This window comes from Thermoflexus sp. (assembly GCF_042408815.1).
Lineage (GTDB): Bacteria > Chloroflexota > Anaerolineae > Thermoflexales > Thermoflexaceae > Thermoflexus.
This window is the reverse complement of record NZ_JBHOQR010000003.1, coordinates 221362-239866: the sequence shown is the minus strand read 5'-3', so window position 1 is coordinate 239866 and position 18505 is coordinate 221362. Positions and strand designations below refer to the sequence as shown.

Here is an 18505-nt window from a genome sequence, read left to right as displayed (position 1 = left end):
GGGCGTTCAACCGCGCCAGGTGCCCATAGGTCATCCGCTCCAACGCCTCCACCACCTTAAACCGCCGCCGCAGCTCCTGGAAGGTCCGTTCCAGCCGACCGGTCGTATCGGCTCCGGATAGCGCAAAACGGTCATCCACTGGTCCCCGTCTCGCTCCCAGGAGGCCACCCCCTTGGGATACCGGGTTTGCCACCGTTTCCGAAAGTCGGCCAAGCGCTCTTGCCCCGTCTCCCGGTCCGGCGCATCCAGCACCGCCTTCAGGTCCAGTCCGGGCACCGCCCCTGATGGCGGGTCTGCCGCAGCTTGTGCACGGGGCAGCGTTGGATGTCGGCCTGCGGAAAGACGCGTTTGACCACCTCCTCTTTACTATGATACATTACCGAAAACGCCAGGGCTCGATTCGATACGGGGACATGAAGCCGGATTTTCCTCTTGGAGAGATGATTGAACTGCGACCAGTGAGGAAAGGGTTCGCGCTTACCTGGATCAAGAGGAAGCTACCTGGGTGCTCTAGCAGTGCATGGAGGCCTGGCCATGAGCGAGACACCCTCGAACGATCCGATCGGGAACACGGTGCCTGCGGTGGGATTCTTTGATTCCGGCGTAGGGGGGCTGGTCGTATGGCGGGAATTCGTCCGCTTGGCCCATGAGGCGCCCACCCTTTATGTGGCGGATCAGGCCCATGTTCCCTATGGCCCTCGATCCCCCGAGGAGATCCGACGTTTCGCTGAGGCCATCACCCGCTTCCTGCTGAGCCAAGGGGCTCACCTGATCGTGGTGGCCAGCCATACCATCTCGGCCGCGGCCCTCTGGCCGCTGCGGGAAATGTTCCCGGGAGTCCCTTTCATCGGCATAGAGCCTGCCGTGAAGCCTGCTGCTGCGCGCACCCGAACCGGTGTGATCGGCGTGCTCGGAACCTTCGGCACGCTCAATGGCCCCCTCATGGCCCGCGTCGTGGAACGGTTCGCCCGGCAGGTCCAGGTCATCCCCCGCGTTTGCAGCGGATGGGTGGAGCAGGTCGAGGAAGGCCTTCTGGAAGGAACCGAGGCCGAGGCCCGGGTTCGACAGCATCTGGATCCGGTTCTCCAGGCGGGCGCCGATGTGCTGGTGTTGGCCTGCACGCACTACACCTTCCTCGCCCCCCTCATCCGCCGTCTGATCGGCCCGCAGATTGCCCTGATCGATCCTGCTCCCGCCGTAGCCCGCCGAGCGGCGGAGGTGTGGCAGGCCTGCACTCAGGGAATCGATCCACGGGCGAGCTCCCATCGCTTCCTCACCACAGGTGACCCGGCGCGTTTTCAGGCACAACTTCGCCGATTGATCGGCTGGGATGGCCCGGTGGAACGCCTCTATTGGGACCCCCAGGGCATGCTTCGAGCCGCCTGATGCGCGCTCCGTGGATACGCGCTCCCTCGCATACAATGTTCGAGGAGACCCTCTCCGGTGGGGAATCCCCTCCAGAAGGGAAGAGGAGGAAAGGGCCGTGGAGGCTCACATCTCCGCTTTTGCTTTGCTGCTGGCGTTGTTGATTGTCGCGGCGAAGGCCAGCGCATGGCTGAGCCTGCGCCTGCGTCAGCCGGCCATCCTGGGGGAGCTCATCGCTGGCCTGATCCTGGGGCCCAGCCTGTTGAACGTCTTCTCCTGGCCCCTTTTTCACCACCAGGAATTCCAGGGAATGGTGATCGCCCTCGGGGAACTGGGAGTGCTCTTCCTGATGGGGATGGCCGGCTTGGAAATTGAGTTGGAGGAGTTCTTAAAAGCGCGGCGGGTGGCCCTGCTGGCTGGGACCGCTGGGGTTGGGATTCCACTCCTGCTGGGAACCCTAATCGCCTATCCCTTTCATCGCGATCTGCCTACCTCTATTTTTATGGGCCTGGTCCTCAGCGCCACCAGTGTCAGCGTCTCGGCGCAGACCCTGCTGGAGCTGGGCCGCCTTCGCTCGCCGGAAGGGATCGCCCTCTTGGGGGCGGCGGTGGTGGATGACATCCTAGCGCTAGTGGCCCTGGCGGTTTTCACCGGGATCGTGAACCCGGGAGGCGGGGCGGGAGGGGGAGCCGGAGGGATACTGCTGGCCCTGGCCCGTATGATGCTTTTCCTGATTCTGTCCTTTCTCCTGGCCCGGGCCGTGCTTCCCCGAATCGCCACGTGGGTTCAAAATCAGCCCATCAGCGAGGGCCTGATCGCCCTCGCGTTCGTAGCCATCCTGGCCCTGGCCGGGGCGGCGGAGGAGCTGGGCGGATTGGCGGCGATTACGGGGGCCTTTCTGGCCGGGCTGGGCCTGGGGGATCATCCGGCCCGTCATACGATCTTCGAGCGCCTACGACCGGCCGCTTATGGGTTCTTCGTGCCCCTCTTTCTGGTGGGGGTAGGCTTGCGGGCGGATCTGCGAACCATGTCCCTGGAAGGAGCGCTGTTCACGCTAGCCTTGATTGCCGTCGCGATTGTATCCAAGATCCTCGGCTGCGGCGCGGGCGCATGGCTGGGCGGATTCCGCCCCCTCCAGGCGTGGCGCCTGGGGTTGGGGATGATCTCCCGGGGGGAGGTCGGCCTGATCCTGGCCTCCCTAGGCCTTTCGGCAGGCTTCCTCCAGCCCTACGAATTCGTGGCCGTGGTTGCCATGGTGGTGGCCACTACATTGATCACCCCGATCCTGCTCCGGTGGGCTTTCCGCACGCCGAAGCCAGGATCCGCTCCCCTTCAGAAGGCAGTGTAGGTATAGCCCCTTCCCGAAAGCGACCCCATCCCTGTGAAGCGGGAGGTTGCAGATGCCGAAATGTGTTGTGGTCGTGATCCCGAATCTCGAGAAGATCCATGAGGTGCTTCGCGCCTGGGAGGCTCTGGGCGTCCCCGGGGTGACGATGATCGATACCATCGGGATGGCCTCTCTGCACCAGTGGGTGGGGCGGGAGGACCTGCCGCTGGTTCCCTCCCTGCGCTCCATCCTGGAGAGCAGCGAGGCCGCCTTCCATCATCGCACCCTGTTCTCAGTAGTTCCCGATACCTTCGATCTGGAGCAGCTGATCCGAAAGACCGAGGAGATCCTGGGCCCCCTGGATCAGCCGGAGACCGGTTTCCTTTTCGTGCTGCCTGTTCTGGAAGTTCGGGGCCTGCGACAGCCATGAGCGCCCTTCGCGTGCAGGAAATCCGTGAGCAGGGATTTCCGGCCTTGCGGTTAGAGAACGGGCCTCTAACGCTGACCCTCATCCCGGAGCTGGGGGGAAAGATCGCCGGATGGGAGGATCGGCGCCGGGGCCTCTCCTGGCTGTGGCGGAATCCGTATCTCCCGTGGCGGCTGCCTCAAGCGGAGGCCCGTTATGTCCAGGAATTCGATCTCGGCGGTTGGGACGAATGCCTCCCGGCGATCGCCCCCGGGGCTTACCCGGCAGACCCGTGGACAGGCGTTCCGATCCCGGATCACGGGGAGCTCTGGTTCCAGCCGTGGAAAATCCAGATCCGGATCGAAGAGGGGAAACATCTCATCGCCACCGGCGTAGCGGAGGGCCGCTCCTTCCCCTATCGCTTCGAGCGCACCCTGATCCTGGAAGCCGACCGTCCAGCTGTCCGCATCCGCTATCGCCTGCAGAACAAGGCAGAGCACCCCTTCTATTTCCTTTGGGCGGCTCACCCCCTCTTCCCTCTGCTGCCCGGGATGCGCCTGCTCATCCCCGAACCGGCGACCGCGCGGGTCGCTGCCGCCATCGGGGTTGCTCCCCAGGCGATGGTTTTCCCATGGCCGCAGCTTCCCGTAGAAGGAGGCTTTCTGGACCTCCGGGAGCCGGATTCAGAAGGCGGATGGGCGTTGAAGCTCTTCCTCCGCCCCGCAGCTTCCTGGGCGCGCTTGATCCATCCCACCGGCGCATGGTGGGAAATCGGCTGGCGCGGGCCGATCACCCATCTCGGCCTGTGGATCAACGCCGGAGGATGGTCAGGCGCAAACACCCCACCCTATCAGAACCTGGCCCTGGAGCCCGCGATCGGGGCACCGGATGATCTGGGCGTGGCGATGCGGGAATGGGGCTTCTTCGGCCTGTTGCCCCCCCTTCAGGAGATGGAGTGGTCCCTTCAGGTGACCGTGGGATAAGACACGGAGGAAGGGATCCCCTTACGGCTGCATCACCACGGGGGTTCCGAGATCTGCCCACTGGTAGAGTTGCTCCGCGACGGGCGTCGGCAGGTTGACACATCCGTGGCTCATTGGCTGGCCGAAGTTGTTATGCCAGTAGGTTCCATGGAGGGCGTAGCCCTGGTAGAAATACATCACATAGGGCACGTTGGGCAGCCAGTAGCCCGGGCCCGTCATCGTCTGAGCGCGCACCTTGAGATAGATCCGGAAGGTCCCGACGACCGTAGGCGTGCGAGGGCGCCCGGTGGAAACCTTCGTCCTCAGGATGGGGGTTTCCCCTTCATAGGCTGTCAGTTCCTGATCGCTGAGATCCACCAGGATCCACCGGCTCGGAAACGGCCGCCCAGGCAACGGGGTGGGCGAGGCCAAGGGGCGCGGACGGAATGAGGCTGTAGCCACCGGGGATGGGGTCTCCTCCCACGGGGGAGTGGGCAGAGGATCCGGTGGAGAGGTCGGATGCGGAGAAGGCCAAGCCCCCGTCGGAGCGCTCTCCTCGGGATGCGCCGCGGAGATGGGATCGGGTGGATCCTGCTTTCGGAGATCCGCCGCGGTGTCTGGAATGGGATCCCACCCAATGGCTTCCGGAAAGGAGAGCTCCTCCACCCTCAGCAGCGCCCACAGATCGACGACTCCGAGCCCCCAAGCGATGAGGAACAGCGCGATCAACATAGACAGCCCGTAGAGGAACCTAATGCGGACCATCCACCGAGACCAGCGAGCAGGGGGGCGTCCCCGGGCATTGGGGAAGCGTCTTCGAATCCGTCGCACCACCGCGCGAACGGCGGGGAAGGCAGGGGCGGCAGTATACGTTCGGGCGGCCCACCACAGCGCCTCCTCCGGGGAAGCCGTCTGAAGCGCGCGACAGGCCCATCGAAGGGCCTTCTCCTCCACCGACCGCATCGCTTTCCCCCCTCGCTTTTGGGGCCGGCCGGACTCTTGAAAGCCTTATACGCCGATTGGAAATCGGCCTCGCGAGGCGCTTTGCGCCCCGCGTCGGCCTCCGCCGACATGAAAGGCTTTCTGGCCAGCGCAGGCCGGCCATCGATCGAAGGCATGGGACGCTCCCCGCGCGTCGGCCCATCGCGCCCAGCCGCATCCATTATGCCCCCTATCGGGCCATGCGCACTTCCACCTCCCATCCGGTCCACCCCCCTGAGCCATCAGGAAGCTCGCATGGACGGGCGGCTACCTCCACCCCCACCGCTCCCGGCCCCTCGACCTCGATGCGATACGCCCCATGGGGTTCCATTCGCACATCCGCATAGCCATCCCCCATTTCGGGCTTCAATCCGGTCAACAGCGTTTCCGCGCCCCGCGGGCCATTGACCCAGATGCGCACGCCGGATCGCTCCCTCCCCTCCGGATCGAAGACTCGGATCCGTAACAGCGGCGAGCTCTCACACAGAGGGCGTTGCGCCACCACCGGCTCTTCGGATCGCGTCGGGATAATCGTAGGGATTTCCGTTGGAATCGGAGAAGGTTCCGGCGTGGGGCGGGGAGTTGGAGACGGAAGGGGCGTCGGAGTCGGGGTCGGAGGGGCCGTCGGGGTAGGGATCAGCGTCGGCGAAGGCGGCACGCGGGTGGGGACCGGCGTGGCCAGGATCACCACCAGGGCGGGGGAGCGCGCGCCCAGCTGCTGGGCCGCTCGGGCCAGATCCTGAACGACCTCTGAAGGCCAGTTCTCCAGAAGCCCTCGCTCGGCGAGGGCAGCGACCCGCTCGGGCAGATCAGGCAGGGCCAGCGCCTCCAGCCGCCGCCGCAACGCCGCCGGGTTCCGCTCTATGGCATCCGCCCGGGCGGCGAGCACCATCCAGAGCTCCTGGTAAGGAGAGGCCAGCTCCGCCGGGGAGGACCCCCCGGGGGGCGGTGGGAACACCTCCCACGCCAGGTAAAGCCCCCCGATCAGGCCGGGGAGCAGGCCGACCAAGAAAGCGATCCCGAGATGGCCTCTCACGGCGAGCCTCCAGACGATGCCGGCGAGGAACCCAAGGCGCGGATCAGATCCGCGATGGCCGCACGGGCTTCGGGGGAAAGAGGCGCCGGCGATCGGCTGGGGAGCTGTTGCAGGACCACGAGGGGATCCCCCAGCAGGGCGAGCCGGGCCCGGGCGAGGGCCAGATCAGAATCCCGAGCGTAGGCCAGGGCGACCATTCGGACATACTCCGCCTGCCAGTCCGGATGAAGCTCGGTGGGGGCCACATCGATATAACGCACGGGCCAGACGTATCGCCCGAGGAGGAACCCCGCCCCGACACCGATCAGGAGCCCCAATCCGATCATCCCGATCATCGCCTTCCGCCCACGCACCCGCGCCCCCTTCCGATCCCCCGGCTCGCTATTGGAGATCTTCCAGCCATTGAAGCGCCCGGCGGAGATCCCCCTGGTTTCTCCAAGACCATCCATCTCCACCCTCGCCAACCCAGAACGTTTGCATCCCCACCTTTCGCGCCGGTTCGATGTCCTGTTCCCAAGCATTGCCGATCATCCCGCATGCCTCCGGGGCCACCTGTAGATGGCCCGCCACCTCCAGGTAATACTCAGGCCATGGCTTGGTGAAGTGCATATTCTCCATCGTGGTGACCCACTCGAAAGGGATATCCCCCAGGCCAGCCCATTCCAGACGCTGGCGGATGGCAACCTCCGGGAAGACCGGGTTCGTCGCCACAGCGATGCGCAGGCCCCGCGCTCGTGCCCCCTTCACCAGAAGCCGAGCCTCCACCCGGGGTGCCGTGAGGGCACGCAAAGACGGAAAGGCCTCCCCGTAAAAGCGTTCGAAGATCGGGATCCAGAAATCCCGCGATCGCCCCATCTCCCGCTCAAAAGCCTCCATAAAGCGCTCCCCCACCGTGCGCCGGGGATCTGGCCGGCGGATCGCCTCCCGCACCGCTATCAGGAGAGACGGATCGTGAGGCGCCACGAACTTCTGAAGGCAGTCGAAATAGGCCGGCATGAAGCGATCCATATCGTTGCCCAGCAGCGTGCCGTCCAGGTCGAACAGAACGGCGTGGATCATCCCGGATGACGCTCCCCATCTGTGGGAGGAATCGGATGCCGAGGGCACTCCCCGCAACCGATCTCCGGGCGCGGAACCTCCACCAGGCGGAGGGTGCAAACCGCATAGACCCGCACCTGTTCCCGCAAGCCCAACCACGTCTTCACCACCCGGGCCTCTAACGCTAAATACGGGCACGCATTCGCGCGAACGATCCTGGGGACCGGACAAGTAGCGCAGAGATATGGCTTCCAGGTCCCTCCCCCGGGAGTTCGCTCGATCAAACGACAGGCCTGGGCTGATCGCCCTCGATAGTAATCTTCGAAGTAAAAAGGGCACTCTGCCCCATAAGGCGTGCGCATGATTTCGCCTCCGCCATCTGGATTATAACAGCGGATCCGATCGACAACCCTGATCCCTAACCCCCATGGGAAAATCCAATCCGCAAAGCAGGGGCCTCCCTTCCACCGGGCACGCCGGGCCAAGCGCCCTCCACTCTGGATGCGCCTTGACATTTTCGATCATCGTCGCTATAAAAAATATAAACACATGGAACAAACGTTTGCTTGATCAAAGCCTGGCGATCCGACCGTGCGGACGATGGGGGATTGAAGATTTGCGAGGGCTGTTCCCAAGGAAGAGCTGAGGGGAAATTTCCCGCTGAGCTCAACAGCGGGAGATCTTGGGGAGAGGAGGGGTCTATGAACCGGTATGCTGGGCTGACGTTCAGCGTGATGGTGGTTCTGCTGGCGGCATGCACTGCTCCTTCCACGCCCACACCAACGCCGATCATGCCCACACCAACACCGATCATGCCCACACCAACACCGAAAGTCGGAGCCCCTTATAAGATCGGCTTCATCGCCTCCATCACTGGGCCCGGAGCCAGCCTGGGCATCCCCGAGCGAAACGTCGCCCAGCTGGTTCAGGAGCAGCTGAAGGCCCAGGGGGGCATCGTCGGGCCGGATGGGGTGCGCCACGAGGTACAGATCCTCATCTTCGATGATGAAAGCAAAACCGATACCGCCGCCAGCGTCGCCCGACGTCTCATTGAACAGGAAGGCGTGGTGCTCCTGGTGGCCGGCACCCTGAGCGGCCCCAGCCTGGCCATGGTGCCGATCGCCACGGAAGCGAAGGTGCCGATGATCTCCATGGCCTCCGCCCGCTCCATTATCGAGGACCCCGATACGAAGAAGATGCGCGAATGGATTTTCAAGCCGGTGCCCGAAAACCTTCACTCCGCCCAGATGCAGGCTGACTACCTGAAGGCCGTGGGGATCACCAAGGTCTGTCATCTCTATGAGAACACCGCCTACGGCCAGGACACCTTCGCCAGCGCACAGGCGATCTTCCCCCAGGCAGGCATTGAGATCGTGTATGGCGATGCCTTCGAGCGCACCGCTACGGAGTTCCCCCAGGTGGAGAAGGTGAAGGCAAGCGGGTGCCAGGCGGTGGTCATCGGCTCCATCCCGCCGGCCTCGGCCCTGATGAACGTGGCTGTGCGGGACGCCCTGCCCAATATCCGCATTGTGCATGGCCACGGCTCCTGCAGCCCGGACCTGATCAAGAACGCGGGGGCAGCAGCGGAAGGCACAGTGATGCCCTGCGGCAAGATCCTGGTGGCGGATCAGCTCCCCGACACGGACCCGGTGAAGAAGCTGAATCTGGACTTCATCAAGGCCTATCAAGAGTTCACCAAAGGGGAACCCATCAGCACCTTCGCCGGCCATGCCTATGATGCCCTGCAATGGGCCATCGCTGCCCTGAAGGCCTTACCGGATGGCCTGCCCCTCGCGGAACAGCGGGCAAAGGCCCGCGAGGCCCTGGAAGGCCTGCGAAACTTCCCGGGCACCCACGGGATTTTCAATCTGAGCCCGCAGGATCACCTGGGCTTCAACTACACGGATTTTGTGATGGTCGCAGTGAAGGACGGGAAGTTCCAGATCCTTCCGAAGGAGCAATGGAAGTAGGCTGTATCCGGCTCGGGGGCTGGCCCGAATTCTGGGAAGCATGAAGCCCAGGTTTGGAAACTTGCGGGCTACCAAAGGCCAGCCCCCCTATCTCCAAAATCCGCTGACGAGCAGGATCGAAATCGCAGGGATAGCCCATGATTCAAGAATGGCGAGGGAGGAAGAGGGTTCGAGCCCTGGAAGGCGCCCGACACGCGCAGATCACCGTGGCAGCGGTGGGGATGATCGCCTTCCTGATCCTGTTGGGCCAGCGCCATGGCTTCGGCGCGCTGGAGTATCTCCAGCTCGTCCTGGATGGGTTGCGCGGGGGGAGCATCTACGCACTGGTCGCCCTGGGTTTCGTCCTGGCCTATCGGGTCACGGGCGTTATTAACTTCGCCCAGGGCGCCTTCGTGATGCTCGGACCCATGCTCACGGCGTTTTTCTATGAACAGAAGTGGCCTCCTGCCCCCGGCCTCCGCCTGGCCATGGCCGCGCTCCTGGCCGTGGGGATCGTGGGGGCGCTGGGGATGACGATCGAGCGGCTCACACTCTATCCGTCCCGTCATGCTTCCCCCCTGACTCGAATTATCATCACGATCGGCGTATATCTGGTACTCCAGGGCGTGGCCCTCCTGCTCTGGGGCCCTTACGCAAAAGTCCTGCCCTCCTTCACCACCATGAGCCTATCCGATCCCACCTTTCGCTTTGGCGGGATTCGGGTGAAAGCTCAGAGCCTGTGGATCACTGGCACCCTCATCGTTGCCCTCCTGGCCCTTGGGTTGTTCTTCGGACGCACGACCGTCGGCAAAGCGATGCGAGCGTGCGCTGTGAACCGCCTGGCAGCCCGGCTGATGGGCATCCCGGTGGATACTATGAGCACCCTGGCGTTCGGCATGGCAGCAGCCCTGGGCGCCATCGCCGGGATCGTCCTGGGTCCGGTGACCCGTGCCACCTACGATATGGGTTTGGAGCTGGGGTTGAAGGGCTTTGTGGCCGCCATCATGGGCGGGCTGGTGAGCTTTCCAGGAGCGGTCCTGGGGGGCCTGCTCCTGGGGGCCCTGGAGAATCTGTGGGCAGGGGTTACAGTGGCCGGCTTTAAGGATCTCCTCGCCTTCCTGGTCCTGATCTGGGTCCTCCTACTTTACCCCCAGGGCCTCGCCGGGGCGGAGGCGGAGGTAGAGCGGGTCTGAATTCAGCAAGAGGGATGCGCAGAATGAGTCGCGCCGGATTCCCCTCGAACGCCATCGGGTTCGTCATCGGACTTCCGCTGATCCTTGCCATTGGGGGGCTGGAAGCCTTCCGACCAATGGGGCTCTCGCTGCCAGCCCTGACTGGGGGGCTGCTCACCCTGGACACCATGATCCGGGTCGGTCTGTTCACGATCGTGCTGGTGGGCCTGAATCTTCTGATGGGGTATGCGGGACAGGTTTCCCTGGGGCAGGCGGCCTTCTACGGGATGGGGGCCTTTCTCTCCGCCATCCTGACGGTGCGCGCCCGCGCGCTGGGCATACCCTCTGCACTGGCAGAGGCCTGGTGGTGGCCATGGCTGGTGATGCTGGGGGGCGCCTTGCTGGTTGGCCTAGCGGCTTATGGGATCGGGCGTCCGATCCTGCGATTGCGAGGCCACTACCTGGCGATGGCCACCCTGGGCTTGGGGATCGCTGTGTATATCCTGCTCCGGGAGAATATGGGGCTGCCTCATCTGAATCTCACCGGCGGCTTCGATGGCATCCAGGGGATCCCCCGCCTGCGGCTAGGGGAGGTTCTGCTCTGGCCGGCATGGCGCTATTACTTCCTGGTCTGGCTCTTCGCCTTCGGCGCCATCGCCCTGGGCCTGCGCGTGGTTCATTCGCGCGTGGGGCGAGCGCTGAGGGCAATCCACGGCAGCGAGATGGCCGCGGAGAGCGTGGGGATCCCTGTTCCTCACTACAAAGCCCAAATTTTTGGCCTCAGCGCAGCGATGGCCGCTATGGCCGGGAGCCTCTACGCCCACTTTCAGACCACTGTGATCCCAGCCACCTTCGGATTCGGACCCTCGCTGGAGCTGGTGGTGATGTCCGCGGTGGGCGGTATGGCCAGCATCTGGGGAGCCCCCTTCGGGGCACTGGCCATCCTGCTGGTTCAGGAGGCGCTGCGCACGCAGCTCCACCGGGTGATCCCGAATGCCCAGGGGGAATTTGAGGCCATCGCCTTCGGCGCCATCCTGGTGCTAATGATGCTGTTCCTGCCCGAGGGCCTGACCACAGGCGGGCTTCGCTGGCTCCGGAGCCACATGGGGTTACGCCCTCAATAGGGATGTCATTACGGGCGGGCCCCCCTGATGGGCCCTACCGGGAGTTCCCCGGGAAGGGACGCCTGTGGAGATCCCTCCGGCGGCGGAACGGCGGAGAGCCGGTCTACGAGCCACGGGTCGAGGAAGCCGGAAGGGGTCGGTCATTCGTTTCCCCCTGTTGGGGGAAATAAGTGACGATGAGCCATGGAACGGCAAAGCAACGGGTCTTGAGGCGATCGAGAAAATCCCGTGAGGTGAGAGCGCCGATGTGGCATGCCAGCCCGGACGGAACGGGGGATCGATCCGAAGCGCCGTTGCTGGAGATCCTCCGGGTCTCCAAGGCCTTCGGGGGGTTGATGGCCCTGATGGAGGTCTCCTTTTGTGTGCGGCCGGGCCAGATCAAAGGATTGATCGGTCCCAATGGAGCGGGGAAGACCACGCTGTTCAACCTGATCACCGGGATGCTACAGCCGACCTCCGGGGACATCCGCTTCCAGGGGCGCTCCATCGTTGGACTTCCACCCTATCGGATCGCCGCCCTGGGGATCGCCCGCACGTTCCAAAACGTGCAATTGTTCCCCGGGATGACGGTTTTCGAACACGTGCTGGTGGGCGGGCATCGCCACGGCCGGAGCGGCCTCCTGGGGGCGATCCTGCAGTCCTCTCAGGCGCGACGGGAGGAGCAGGCCGCGCAGGCCCGAGCATGGAGGATCCTGGAGCGGGTAGGCCTGGCCGCATGGGCGGACCGTCCGGCGGAGAGCCTGCCGCTGGGCCTGCAGCGGATCCTGGAGATCGCCCGGGCCCTGGCCGCCTCCCCCCGACTCCTGCTCCTGGATGAGCCTGGGGCGGGGTTAAACCCGGCGGAGAAGGCGCAACTAGCCCATCTGATCCGTTCCCTTCCAGAGGAAGGGATCACCGTGCTCCTGGTGGAGCACGATATGAACCTGGTGATGGAGCTGGCGGACGAGATCGCGGTCCTGGATTACGGTCGGTTAATTGCCGAGGGTCCGCCGGAGGCGATCCGTCAGGACCCGCAGGTGATCGCCGCCTATCTGGGCGAGGAAGACGAGGTGCGAGATGTGGCTCGAGGTTGAGCAGCTGGAAGTCGCCTACGGCTCGGTCCGGGCGCTCCAAGGGATTTCCCTTTATGTGGAACCCGGGGAGATCGTGGCCGTGATCGGGTCAAACGGCGCGGGGAAGACCACATTGTTACGAGCCATCAGTGGATTGCTGCGGCCCCGGTCCGGGCGGATCCGGTTTGACGGGCATGAAATCACCGGATGGCCCCCGGAATCGATTGTAGCCCTGGGGCTGGTTCAGATCCCGGAGCGACGCCAGCTTTTCGATTCAATGAGTGTGGAGGACAACCTCCGCCTGGGGGCTTATCTGCGCCTCCGTCGAGGAGAGCGGAAGGCGGTGGAGGAAGATCTGCAACGGGTCTTCGAGATTTTCCCCCGCTTGAAGGAGCGACGGCGACAGGTGGCCGGAACGCTCAGCGGGGGCGAGCAGCAGATGCTGGCCATCGGGCGGGGGTTGATGGCCCGGCCTCGCGTGCTGCTCCTGGATGAGCCCTCCCTGGGCCTCGCCCCCCTCTTGGTCCAGGAGCTTTTCCGGATCCTCCGCGCCCTCCGGGAACAGGGCCTGACCCTCCTGTTGGTGGAACAGAATGCCCGTCAGGCTCTGCGGATCGCTGATCGCGCCTATGTCATGGAGACGGGGCGGATCGTGCGAGAGGGGGCGGCCGTTGATCTCCTCACCGATCCCATCCTCCAGGCTGCTTACCTGGGAGGCTCCTCAGGTTCCATCCCGCTTCCATCCTCTTCGACGGAGGTGGCCGTCCATGCCCGTTTCCCCCGAGCAGCTGCGTCAGGTGATGCGGCGATGGGCGAGCACCGTCACAGTGGTGACGATGCGAGCGGATGAGCAGATCCACGGCCTCACCGCCACCGCGTTCACCAGCGTCTCGATGAACCCACCACTGGTCCTGGTCTGCATCCAGAACGACAGCCGGAGCGAGGCCGTGCTCCGAAAGGGACGTTGCTTCGCCGTCAATTTCCTGAGCGAAGATCAGGCGGAGCTCTCCGAGCGGTTCGCGGGCCGGATCCCGGCCGCCGATCGGTTTGCTGGGCTCGCCCACCGGGCAGCGGTGACCGGCGCGCCGATCCTGGAGGACGCCCTGGCTTACCTGGACTGCACGGTGGCGGGGGCATATTGGGGAGGCGATCACACGATCTATCTGGGCCTGGTGGAAGACGCCGGGATCCTCCGCGAGGGCTCTCCTCTGCTCTACTTCCAGGGCGCTTACCGGCGCCTGGCCCTGAACGGAGGAAGCACGCCATGAAGGCCACGGATCGCCTGCGCGGCTCCCTGGTGCCCCTGGTTACCCCTTTCCGCAACGGCGCAGTGGACTGGGAGGGGTTCGCTGGGCTGATCGAATGGCAGATCGCCTCGGGATCCCACGGGCTGGTGATCACCGGGACCACCGGGGAGCCGAGCGCTCTGACCTTGGAGGAGCGGGTGGGCCTCTATCGCTTGGCCGTGGAGGTCGCCCGGGGCCGCGTTCCGGTGATCGCGGGGACCGGCACCAACAATTTCGAGGAGACGGTGCGGCTCTCCCAGGCCGCCCAGGCAGCGGGCGTCGACGCCCTGCTGGTGGTGGTCCCTTACTACGTGCGGCCTTCCCAGGAAGGGCTCTTCCGCTACTTCAAGGGGATCGCCGAGCGGGTGGATCTCCCGGTGATCCTCTACAACATCCCGGGGCGCACGGCCGTCCATCTGGAGATCGACACCGTGGCCCGGCTGCGGGAGGCGTGTCCAAATATCATCGGGATCAAAGAGGCGAACAAAGACTTCGAGCACATCAACCGGTTGCTGCACCGCATGGGGCGGGACTTCCGGGTTTATTCTGGGATCGAGCTGCTGTGCTTCCCGGTGCTGGCCATCGGCGGCGCTGGCTATGTGAGCGCCACTGGGAATGTGCTGCCGGATCGGGTGGCGCGGCTCTACGATCTGGTGGCGGCGGACCGCTGGCGCGAGGCCCAAGATCTGCACTACGAGCTGCTGCCGCTGAACGACGCCCTCTTCATCGAGACCAATCCGGTGCCAGTCAAGACGGCCCTGGGGATGATGGGAAAGATCTCCCCGGAGGTCCGCCTACCCCTGGCGCCCATGCGGCCGGAGAACATGGAGCGGCTGCGCCAAGTGCTGCGCGCATACCGGCTGATCTCATAGGGGAACTTCTTGAGGAGCTGGGCAATCGAACAACGGCGGCGAGAGGGCGGTGAGGAGGACCATGCGGATCGCACGGTTTGCGGCAGAAGGACGGATCTGGGAAGGAGAGGTCACCCCGGAGGGGGTGTTGGTGGTCGACGGGCGCGCCTTTGATCCGGAGCGAGTGGTCTGGTTGCCGCCGGTGCCGCCCGGGGGCAAGGCCATCGGCCTCGCCCTCAACTACCGGGAGCATGCGGAGGAACTGTCGGTCACCCCGCCAGAGGAGCCCGCCCTTTTCCTCAAGCCTTCCAACACATGGATCGGCCATCGGGCTCCCGTGCGCTATCCGAAAGGGGTGAAGACGCTGCACGGAGAGGTCGAGCTGGTGGTGATCATCGGCCGGCGCTGCCGACGGATCCGCCCGGAGGACGCCTGGGAGGTGATCGGCGGTTACACCATCGGCAACGACGTCACCGCCCGGGACTTCGTGGGGAATTTCTACCGCCCGCCAGTGCGGGCCAAGGGCCAGGACACCTTCGGCCCTATGGGGCCGTGGCGGGTGACCCCTGATGAGATCCCCGACCCGCACAACCTGGCCCTGCGCCTCTACGTGAACGGGCGCCTGGCCCAGGAAGGCCACACCTCCCGGATGATCCACCGCATCCCCGAGCTCATCGCCTACATCAGCTCGTTCATGACCCTGGAGCCCGGGGACACCCTCTGGACCGGCACCCCCCGCGGCATCGTCCCGGTGCAGCCTGGCGATGTGATGCGCCTGGAGATCGAGGGAATCGGCATCCTGGAGAATCCGGTGACAGAGGAGAAGGAAGGCATATCCGCTCTTTCGCTGGCCAGCCCCTGAGCTTCGGTGAGGGGAGGATCCATGGAACAGCGTGATGGCCTTTACGTCGTCCGCCACTTTATCGACAACGCCTTTGTAGATGCCCTTGAGGGGGGGACCTTTGAGACGCTGAACCCGGCCACCAATCGCCCCATCGGGATCGTGGCCGATGGGAAGGCGGCGGATGTGGATCGGGCGGTGCAGGCGGCCCGGCGGGCCTTTGATGAGGGGCCGTGGCCACGCCTGCCCGCCGCGGAGCGGGCCCGCTATCTCCGCCGCATCGGCGACCTCATCCTGAAGCACGCGGAAGAGATCGCCTACCTGGAAGTGCTGGATGTGGGCATGCCCATCACCCAGGCCGGCAAAGGCGCGATCCCCCGCGCAGCGGAGAACTTCTACTTCTTCGCCGAGATGGCCACCCGGATCACCGGGGAGACCTACCCCAAAGATGGCGAGTTCCTCAACTACACGATCCGCAAGCCGGTAGGCGTGGCAGGATTGATCACCCCATGGAACACGCCGTTCATGCTGGAAACCTGGAAGGTGGCCCCATGTCTGGCAGCCGGCAACACCTGCGTCCTGAAGCCGGCGGAATGGTCCCCCCTTTCCGCCCACAAGCTCGCGGAGATCATCCAGGAGGCGGACCTCCCTCCCGGGGTTTTCAATGTCGTCCACGGCTTCGGGGAGCGGGCAGGCGCGCCCCTGGTTGCCCATCCGGGGGTGCAGCTGATCTCCTTCACCGGCGAGACGACCACGGGGATGGAGATCATGCGCAACGGTGCCTCCACCCTCAAACGCTACTCGATGGAGCTGGGGGGCAAGAACGCCGCCATCGTCTTCCCGGACGCAGACCTGGAGCAGGCCATGGATGGGGTGATCTGGCAGGCCTTCTCTCTCAATGGCGAGCGCTGCACCTCCAACTCCCGCCTGCTCCTTCACCGGGCGATCTACGATGAATTTCTGGAACGCCTGCTGGATCGGGTCTCCGCGATCCGGGTAGGTGATCCCTTCGATCCACAAACGGAGGTCGGCCCGCTGATCCACCCGGAGCACTGGCAGCGGGTGCGGGGGTATATGGAGGTCGCCCGGTCGGAAGGGGCCGCCATCGCCATAGGCGGCGACCGGCCGCCCAATCTCCCCGAGGGCAACTACTTTGCCCCCACCGTCATCGTGGGCGCGCGGCCGGAGATGCGGGTGGCCCAGGAGGAGATCTTCGGCCCCGTCCTGGTGGTCCTCCCCTTCGAGACCGAGGAAGAAGCCATCCGCATCGCCAACGGGGTGAAATACGGCCTGGCCGCTTACATCTGGACCCGCGATCTGGTCCGGGCCCACCGAGTGGCCCAGGCCATGGAAACCGGAATGGTGTGGATCAACGCGCCCAACATCCGGGATCTCCGCACGCCCTTCGGCGGCGCGAAATACAGCGGGATCGGCCGGGAGGGCGGCTTTTACAGCTTCGACTTCTACACCGAGGTGATGACCATCCATGTGGCCCTGACTCCGCCCCGCATCCCACGGCTGGGGGTGGGGCAGTGAGCCGCGTCGGACGGTTCCCTTCGCAGGAGCTCCAGCAGGGGGAGGGCTGAAGAATGGGCGCACGAACCGGCGCGCAGTTCCTGCAACGGATCCGAGAGCATCCCCGGGATCTCTGGCATCGGGGGGAGCGGATCGAGGATCCGACTTCCCACCCGGCCTTCGCCCGGGGACTGCATTCGATGGCCCGGCTTTATGATCTTCAGTGGGAGCGAGCAGAGGAATGCCTCTATGAATCGCCAACGACGGGCGATAAGGTGGGCCTCTCATTCCTCATCCCCCATTCCCCCGAGGATGTGCGGCGGGTGAGCCGGATGATGAAGGTCTGGGCCGACGCCCACTTCGGCTTCATGGGCCGCACCCCGGATTACCTGAACCGGGCGATGGCTTACTACGCCTCCGGGGCGGATTTCCTGGGGGAGAAGGAGCCGGCCTTCGCGGAAAACATGAGGCGTTACTATGAATACCTGCGGGAGAACGACCTCTGCCTCACCCACACCCTAATCCATCCCCAGGCGAACCGGGCGGTGGGCCCATCGAAGCAGGCGGACCCCTACCTGGCAGCCCGGGTGGTGAAGGAGACCGACGGGGGCCTCATCCTACGCGGGGCGCGGATGCTGGCGACGCTCCCCGCCGTGGATGAAATCATGGTCTTCCCCTCGACGCTGCTGCGCAACACCGAGGAGGATGCCCCCTACTGCTACGCCGTCGGCCTCCCATGCGATACCCCCGGCTTGCGCTTCCTGTGCCGGGAGACCCTGGATTACGGCCGCTCGCCCTTCGATCATCCCCTGGGCTCCCGCTTCGATGAGGTCGACGCGGTGGTGATCTTCCACGACGTCTTCGTCCCATGGGAGCGGGTCTTCATCTACCGGGATGTGGAGCGGGCCAATCAGGCCTATGCGGCCACCGGGGCCATCGTGGGAATGGCCCATCAGGTGGTGGTGAAGAACATCGCCAAGACAGAGTTCTTCCTGGGCCTGGCCTCCCTCATCGTCGACGCCATCGGCATCGAGGGCTTCCAACACGTTCAGGAGAAGGTCGCCGAGATCTGGATCTATCTGGAGACGATGAAGGCGCTGCTGCGGGCAGCGGAGGCTGATGCCCATGAGGACGCCTTCGGGGCCTTCCGGCCGGCCTGGCCGCCCCTGGACGCGGCCCGCAATCTCTATATGCGCTGGTATCCGCGCATCGTGGAGATCATCCAGCAGCTCTCGGCCAGCGGCATCATCGCCACGGTCACCGAGGAGGATATGAAAAACCCGGAGCTCGTCGAGGACATCCGCCGCTACTTCCAGGCCGCCCGGGCGGAGGCTTACGACCGCATCCCCCTGTTCCGCTTGGCCTGGGACGCCGCCCTCTCGGCCTTCGCTGGGCGGCAGGTCCAGTATGAACGGTTCTACTTCGGTGACCCGGTGCGCATCGCCGGCGTGATCTTCCAGAAGCACGACCGCACGCCGTATATGGAGAAGGTGCGGGAGTTCCTGAAGCAAATGAAGGAAGAGGCCTTCGCTGAGGCGGAGGAAGCCGGGTTGTGATCTTGCCCAGCGGTTTCTCCTCCTCAGGGCTTTCAGAAACCAGG

At 64.8% G+C, this 18505-nt stretch carries 19 protein-coding genes; 14 read left to right on the top strand and 5 right to left on the bottom strand.

Features of this window, described 5'->3' with window-relative positions; genetic code table 11:
- Positions 1 to 534: 534 nt before the first annotated feature.
- The 4 genes from murI to ACFMO3_RS02835 all read left to right on the top strand — a co-directional run bounded on the left by murI (position 535) and on the right by ACFMO3_RS02835 (position 4081).
- Positions 535 to 1386: a glutamate racemase gene (gene murI, locus ACFMO3_RS02850; RefSeq protein ID WP_376788925.1), complete on the top strand. Its 852-nt coding sequence runs from the start codon at positions 535 to 537 to the stop codon at positions 1384 to 1386.
- Between the two features lie 97 nt (positions 1387 to 1483).
- Positions 1484 to 2713: a cation:proton antiporter gene (locus ACFMO3_RS02845; RefSeq protein ID WP_376788924.1), complete on the top strand. Its 1230-nt coding sequence runs from the start codon at positions 1484 to 1486 to the stop codon at positions 2711 to 2713.
- Between the two features lie 52 nt (positions 2714 to 2765).
- On the top strand, positions 2766 to 3122 hold the full coding sequence (locus ACFMO3_RS02840) for a hypothetical protein (RefSeq protein ID WP_376788923.1): 357 nt from the start codon (positions 2766 to 2768) through the stop codon (positions 3120 to 3122).
- On the top strand, positions 3119 to 4081 hold the full coding sequence (locus tag ACFMO3_RS02835) for a hypothetical protein (RefSeq protein WP_376788922.1): 963 nt from the start codon (positions 3119 to 3121) through the stop codon (positions 4079 to 4081). Before ACFMO3_RS02840 ends, ACFMO3_RS02835 begins: the two co-directional genes overlap by 4 nt.
- A 21-nt stretch (positions 4082 to 4102) precedes the next feature.
- Here ACFMO3_RS02835 and ACFMO3_RS02830 read toward each other — a convergent pair whose 3' ends face one another.
- From ACFMO3_RS02830 to ACFMO3_RS02810, 5 genes are all read right to left on the bottom strand, one after another.
- On the bottom strand, positions 4103 to 5023 hold the full coding sequence (locus ACFMO3_RS02830; RefSeq protein WP_376788921.1) for a L,D-transpeptidase: 921 nt from the start codon (positions 5021 to 5023) through the stop codon (positions 4103 to 4105).
- A 208-nt stretch (positions 5024 to 5231) separates the two neighbouring features.
- Positions 5232 to 6077, bottom strand: coding sequence for a hypothetical protein (locus ACFMO3_RS02825; RefSeq protein ID WP_376788920.1), 846 nt, complete (start codon positions 6075 to 6077; stop codon positions 5232 to 5234).
- Complete coding sequence (locus ACFMO3_RS02820) at positions 6074 to 6430, bottom strand: hypothetical protein (protein ID WP_376788919.1); 357 nt, start codon at positions 6428 to 6430, stop codon at positions 6074 to 6076. Before ACFMO3_RS02820 ends, ACFMO3_RS02825 begins: the two co-directional genes overlap by 4 nt.
- 28 nt (positions 6431 to 6458) lie before the next feature.
- The gene (locus ACFMO3_RS02815; protein WP_376788918.1) at positions 6459 to 7136 is read right to left on the bottom strand and encodes an HAD family hydrolase; all 678 of its coding nucleotides are present in this window, start codon (positions 7134 to 7136) and stop codon (positions 6459 to 6461) included.
- Positions 7133 to 7477: a hypothetical protein gene (locus ACFMO3_RS02810; protein WP_376788917.1), complete on the bottom strand. Its 345-nt coding sequence runs from the start codon at positions 7475 to 7477 to the stop codon at positions 7133 to 7135. Before ACFMO3_RS02810 ends, ACFMO3_RS02815 begins: the two co-directional genes overlap by 4 nt.
- 339 nt (positions 7478 to 7816) lie before the next feature.
- Here ACFMO3_RS02810 and ACFMO3_RS02805 point away from each other — a divergent pair, with 339 nt between their 5' ends.
- From ACFMO3_RS02805 to hpaB, 10 genes are all read left to right on the top strand, one after another.
- Positions 7817 to 9085, top strand: coding sequence for an ABC transporter substrate-binding protein (locus ACFMO3_RS02805; protein WP_376788916.1), 1269 nt, complete (start codon positions 7817 to 7819; stop codon positions 9083 to 9085).
- A gap of 137 nt (positions 9086 to 9222) precedes the next feature.
- Positions 9223 to 10257, top strand: coding sequence for a branched-chain amino acid ABC transporter permease (locus tag ACFMO3_RS02800; protein ID WP_376788915.1), 1035 nt, complete (start codon positions 9223 to 9225; stop codon positions 10255 to 10257).
- A gap of 23 nt (positions 10258 to 10280) precedes the next feature.
- Positions 10281 to 11360: a branched-chain amino acid ABC transporter permease gene (locus tag ACFMO3_RS02795; protein ID WP_376788914.1), complete on the top strand. Its 1080-nt coding sequence runs from the start codon at positions 10281 to 10283 to the stop codon at positions 11358 to 11360.
- Positions 11361 to 11605: 245 nt separating this feature from the next.
- The gene (locus ACFMO3_RS02790; protein ID WP_376788913.1) at positions 11606 to 12433 is read left to right on the top strand and encodes an ABC transporter ATP-binding protein; all 828 of its coding nucleotides are present in this window, start codon (positions 11606 to 11608) and stop codon (positions 12431 to 12433) included.
- Entirely contained in the window at positions 12417 to 13262 is an 846-nt protein-coding gene (locus ACFMO3_RS02785) for an ABC transporter ATP-binding protein (protein WP_376788912.1), read from the top strand. The genes ACFMO3_RS02790 and ACFMO3_RS02785 overlap by 17 nt, the downstream gene beginning before the upstream one ends.
- Positions 13180 to 13680 (top strand): flavin reductase family protein, encoded by a 501-nt coding sequence (locus ACFMO3_RS02780; RefSeq protein WP_376788911.1) that lies wholly within the window; start codon positions 13180 to 13182, stop codon positions 13678 to 13680. Before ACFMO3_RS02785 ends, ACFMO3_RS02780 begins: the two co-directional genes overlap by 83 nt.
- Positions 13677 to 14570 carry a 4-hydroxy-tetrahydrodipicolinate synthase gene (gene dapA, locus ACFMO3_RS02775; protein WP_376788910.1) on the top strand — a complete coding sequence of 298 codons (894 nt, stop codon included), beginning with the start codon at positions 13677 to 13679 and terminating at the stop codon, positions 14568 to 14570. Before ACFMO3_RS02780 ends, dapA begins: the two co-directional genes overlap by 4 nt.
- Positions 14571 to 14631: 61 nt before the next feature.
- Positions 14632 to 15411 (top strand): fumarylacetoacetate hydrolase family protein, encoded by a 780-nt coding sequence (locus ACFMO3_RS02770; RefSeq protein WP_376788909.1) that lies wholly within the window; start codon positions 14632 to 14634, stop codon positions 15409 to 15411.
- Between the two features lie 21 nt (positions 15412 to 15432).
- Complete coding sequence (gene hpaE / locus ACFMO3_RS02765) at positions 15433 to 16926, top strand: 5-carboxymethyl-2-hydroxymuconate semialdehyde dehydrogenase (RefSeq protein WP_376788908.1); 1494 nt, start codon at positions 15433 to 15435, stop codon at positions 16924 to 16926.
- A 53-nt stretch (positions 16927 to 16979) separates the two neighbouring features.
- Entirely contained in the window at positions 16980 to 18461 is a 1482-nt protein-coding gene (gene hpaB, locus ACFMO3_RS02760; RefSeq protein ID WP_376788907.1) for a 4-hydroxyphenylacetate 3-monooxygenase, oxygenase component, read from the top strand.
- Positions 18462 to 18505 lie beyond the last annotated feature (44 nt).

Coding starts and splice junctions, on each gene's coding strand:
- ACFMO3_RS02800 (WP_376788915.1), top strand. CDS start 9,223: ATGATTCAAGAATGGCGAGGGAGGAAGAGGGTTCGAGCCCTGGAAGGC.
- ACFMO3_RS02785 (WP_376788912.1), top strand. CDS start 12,417: ATGTGGCTCGAGGTTGAGCAGCTGGAAGTCGCCTACGGCTCGGTCCGG.
- ACFMO3_RS02840 (WP_376788923.1), top strand. CDS start 2,766: ATGCCGAAATGTGTTGTGGTCGTGATCCCGAATCTCGAGAAGATCCAT.
- ACFMO3_RS02780 (WP_376788911.1), top strand. CDS start 13,180: ATGCCCGTTTCCCCCGAGCAGCTGCGTCAGGTGATGCGGCGATGGGCG.
- ACFMO3_RS02830 (WP_376788921.1), bottom strand. CDS start 5,023: ATGCGGTCGGTGGAGGAGAAGGCCCTTCGATGGGCCTGTCGCGCGCTT.
- murI (WP_376788925.1), top strand. CDS start 535: ATGAGCGAGACACCCTCGAACGATCCGATCGGGAACACGGTGCCTGCG.
- ACFMO3_RS02770 (WP_376788909.1), top strand. CDS start 14,632: ATGCGGATCGCACGGTTTGCGGCAGAAGGACGGATCTGGGAAGGAGAG.
- ACFMO3_RS02790 (WP_376788913.1), top strand. CDS start 11,606: ATGTGGCATGCCAGCCCGGACGGAACGGGGGATCGATCCGAAGCGCCG.
- ACFMO3_RS02810 (WP_376788917.1), bottom strand. CDS start 7,477: ATGCGCACGCCTTATGGGGCAGAGTGCCCTTTTTACTTCGAAGATTAC.
- ACFMO3_RS02805 (WP_376788916.1), top strand. CDS start 7,817: ATGAACCGGTATGCTGGGCTGACGTTCAGCGTGATGGTGGTTCTGCTG.
- ACFMO3_RS02835 (WP_376788922.1), top strand. CDS start 3,119: ATGAGCGCCCTTCGCGTGCAGGAAATCCGTGAGCAGGGATTTCCGGCC.
- dapA (WP_376788910.1), top strand. CDS start 13,677: ATGAAGGCCACGGATCGCCTGCGCGGCTCCCTGGTGCCCCTGGTTACC.
- hpaB (WP_376788907.1), top strand. CDS start 16,980: ATGGGCGCACGAACCGGCGCGCAGTTCCTGCAACGGATCCGAGAGCAT.
- hpaE (WP_376788908.1), top strand. CDS start 15,433: ATGGAACAGCGTGATGGCCTTTACGTCGTCCGCCACTTTATCGACAAC.
- ACFMO3_RS02795 (WP_376788914.1), top strand. CDS start 10,281: ATGAGTCGCGCCGGATTCCCCTCGAACGCCATCGGGTTCGTCATCGGA.
- ACFMO3_RS02815 (WP_376788918.1), bottom strand. CDS start 7,136: ATGATCCACGCCGTTCTGTTCGACCTGGACGGCACGCTGCTGGGCAAC.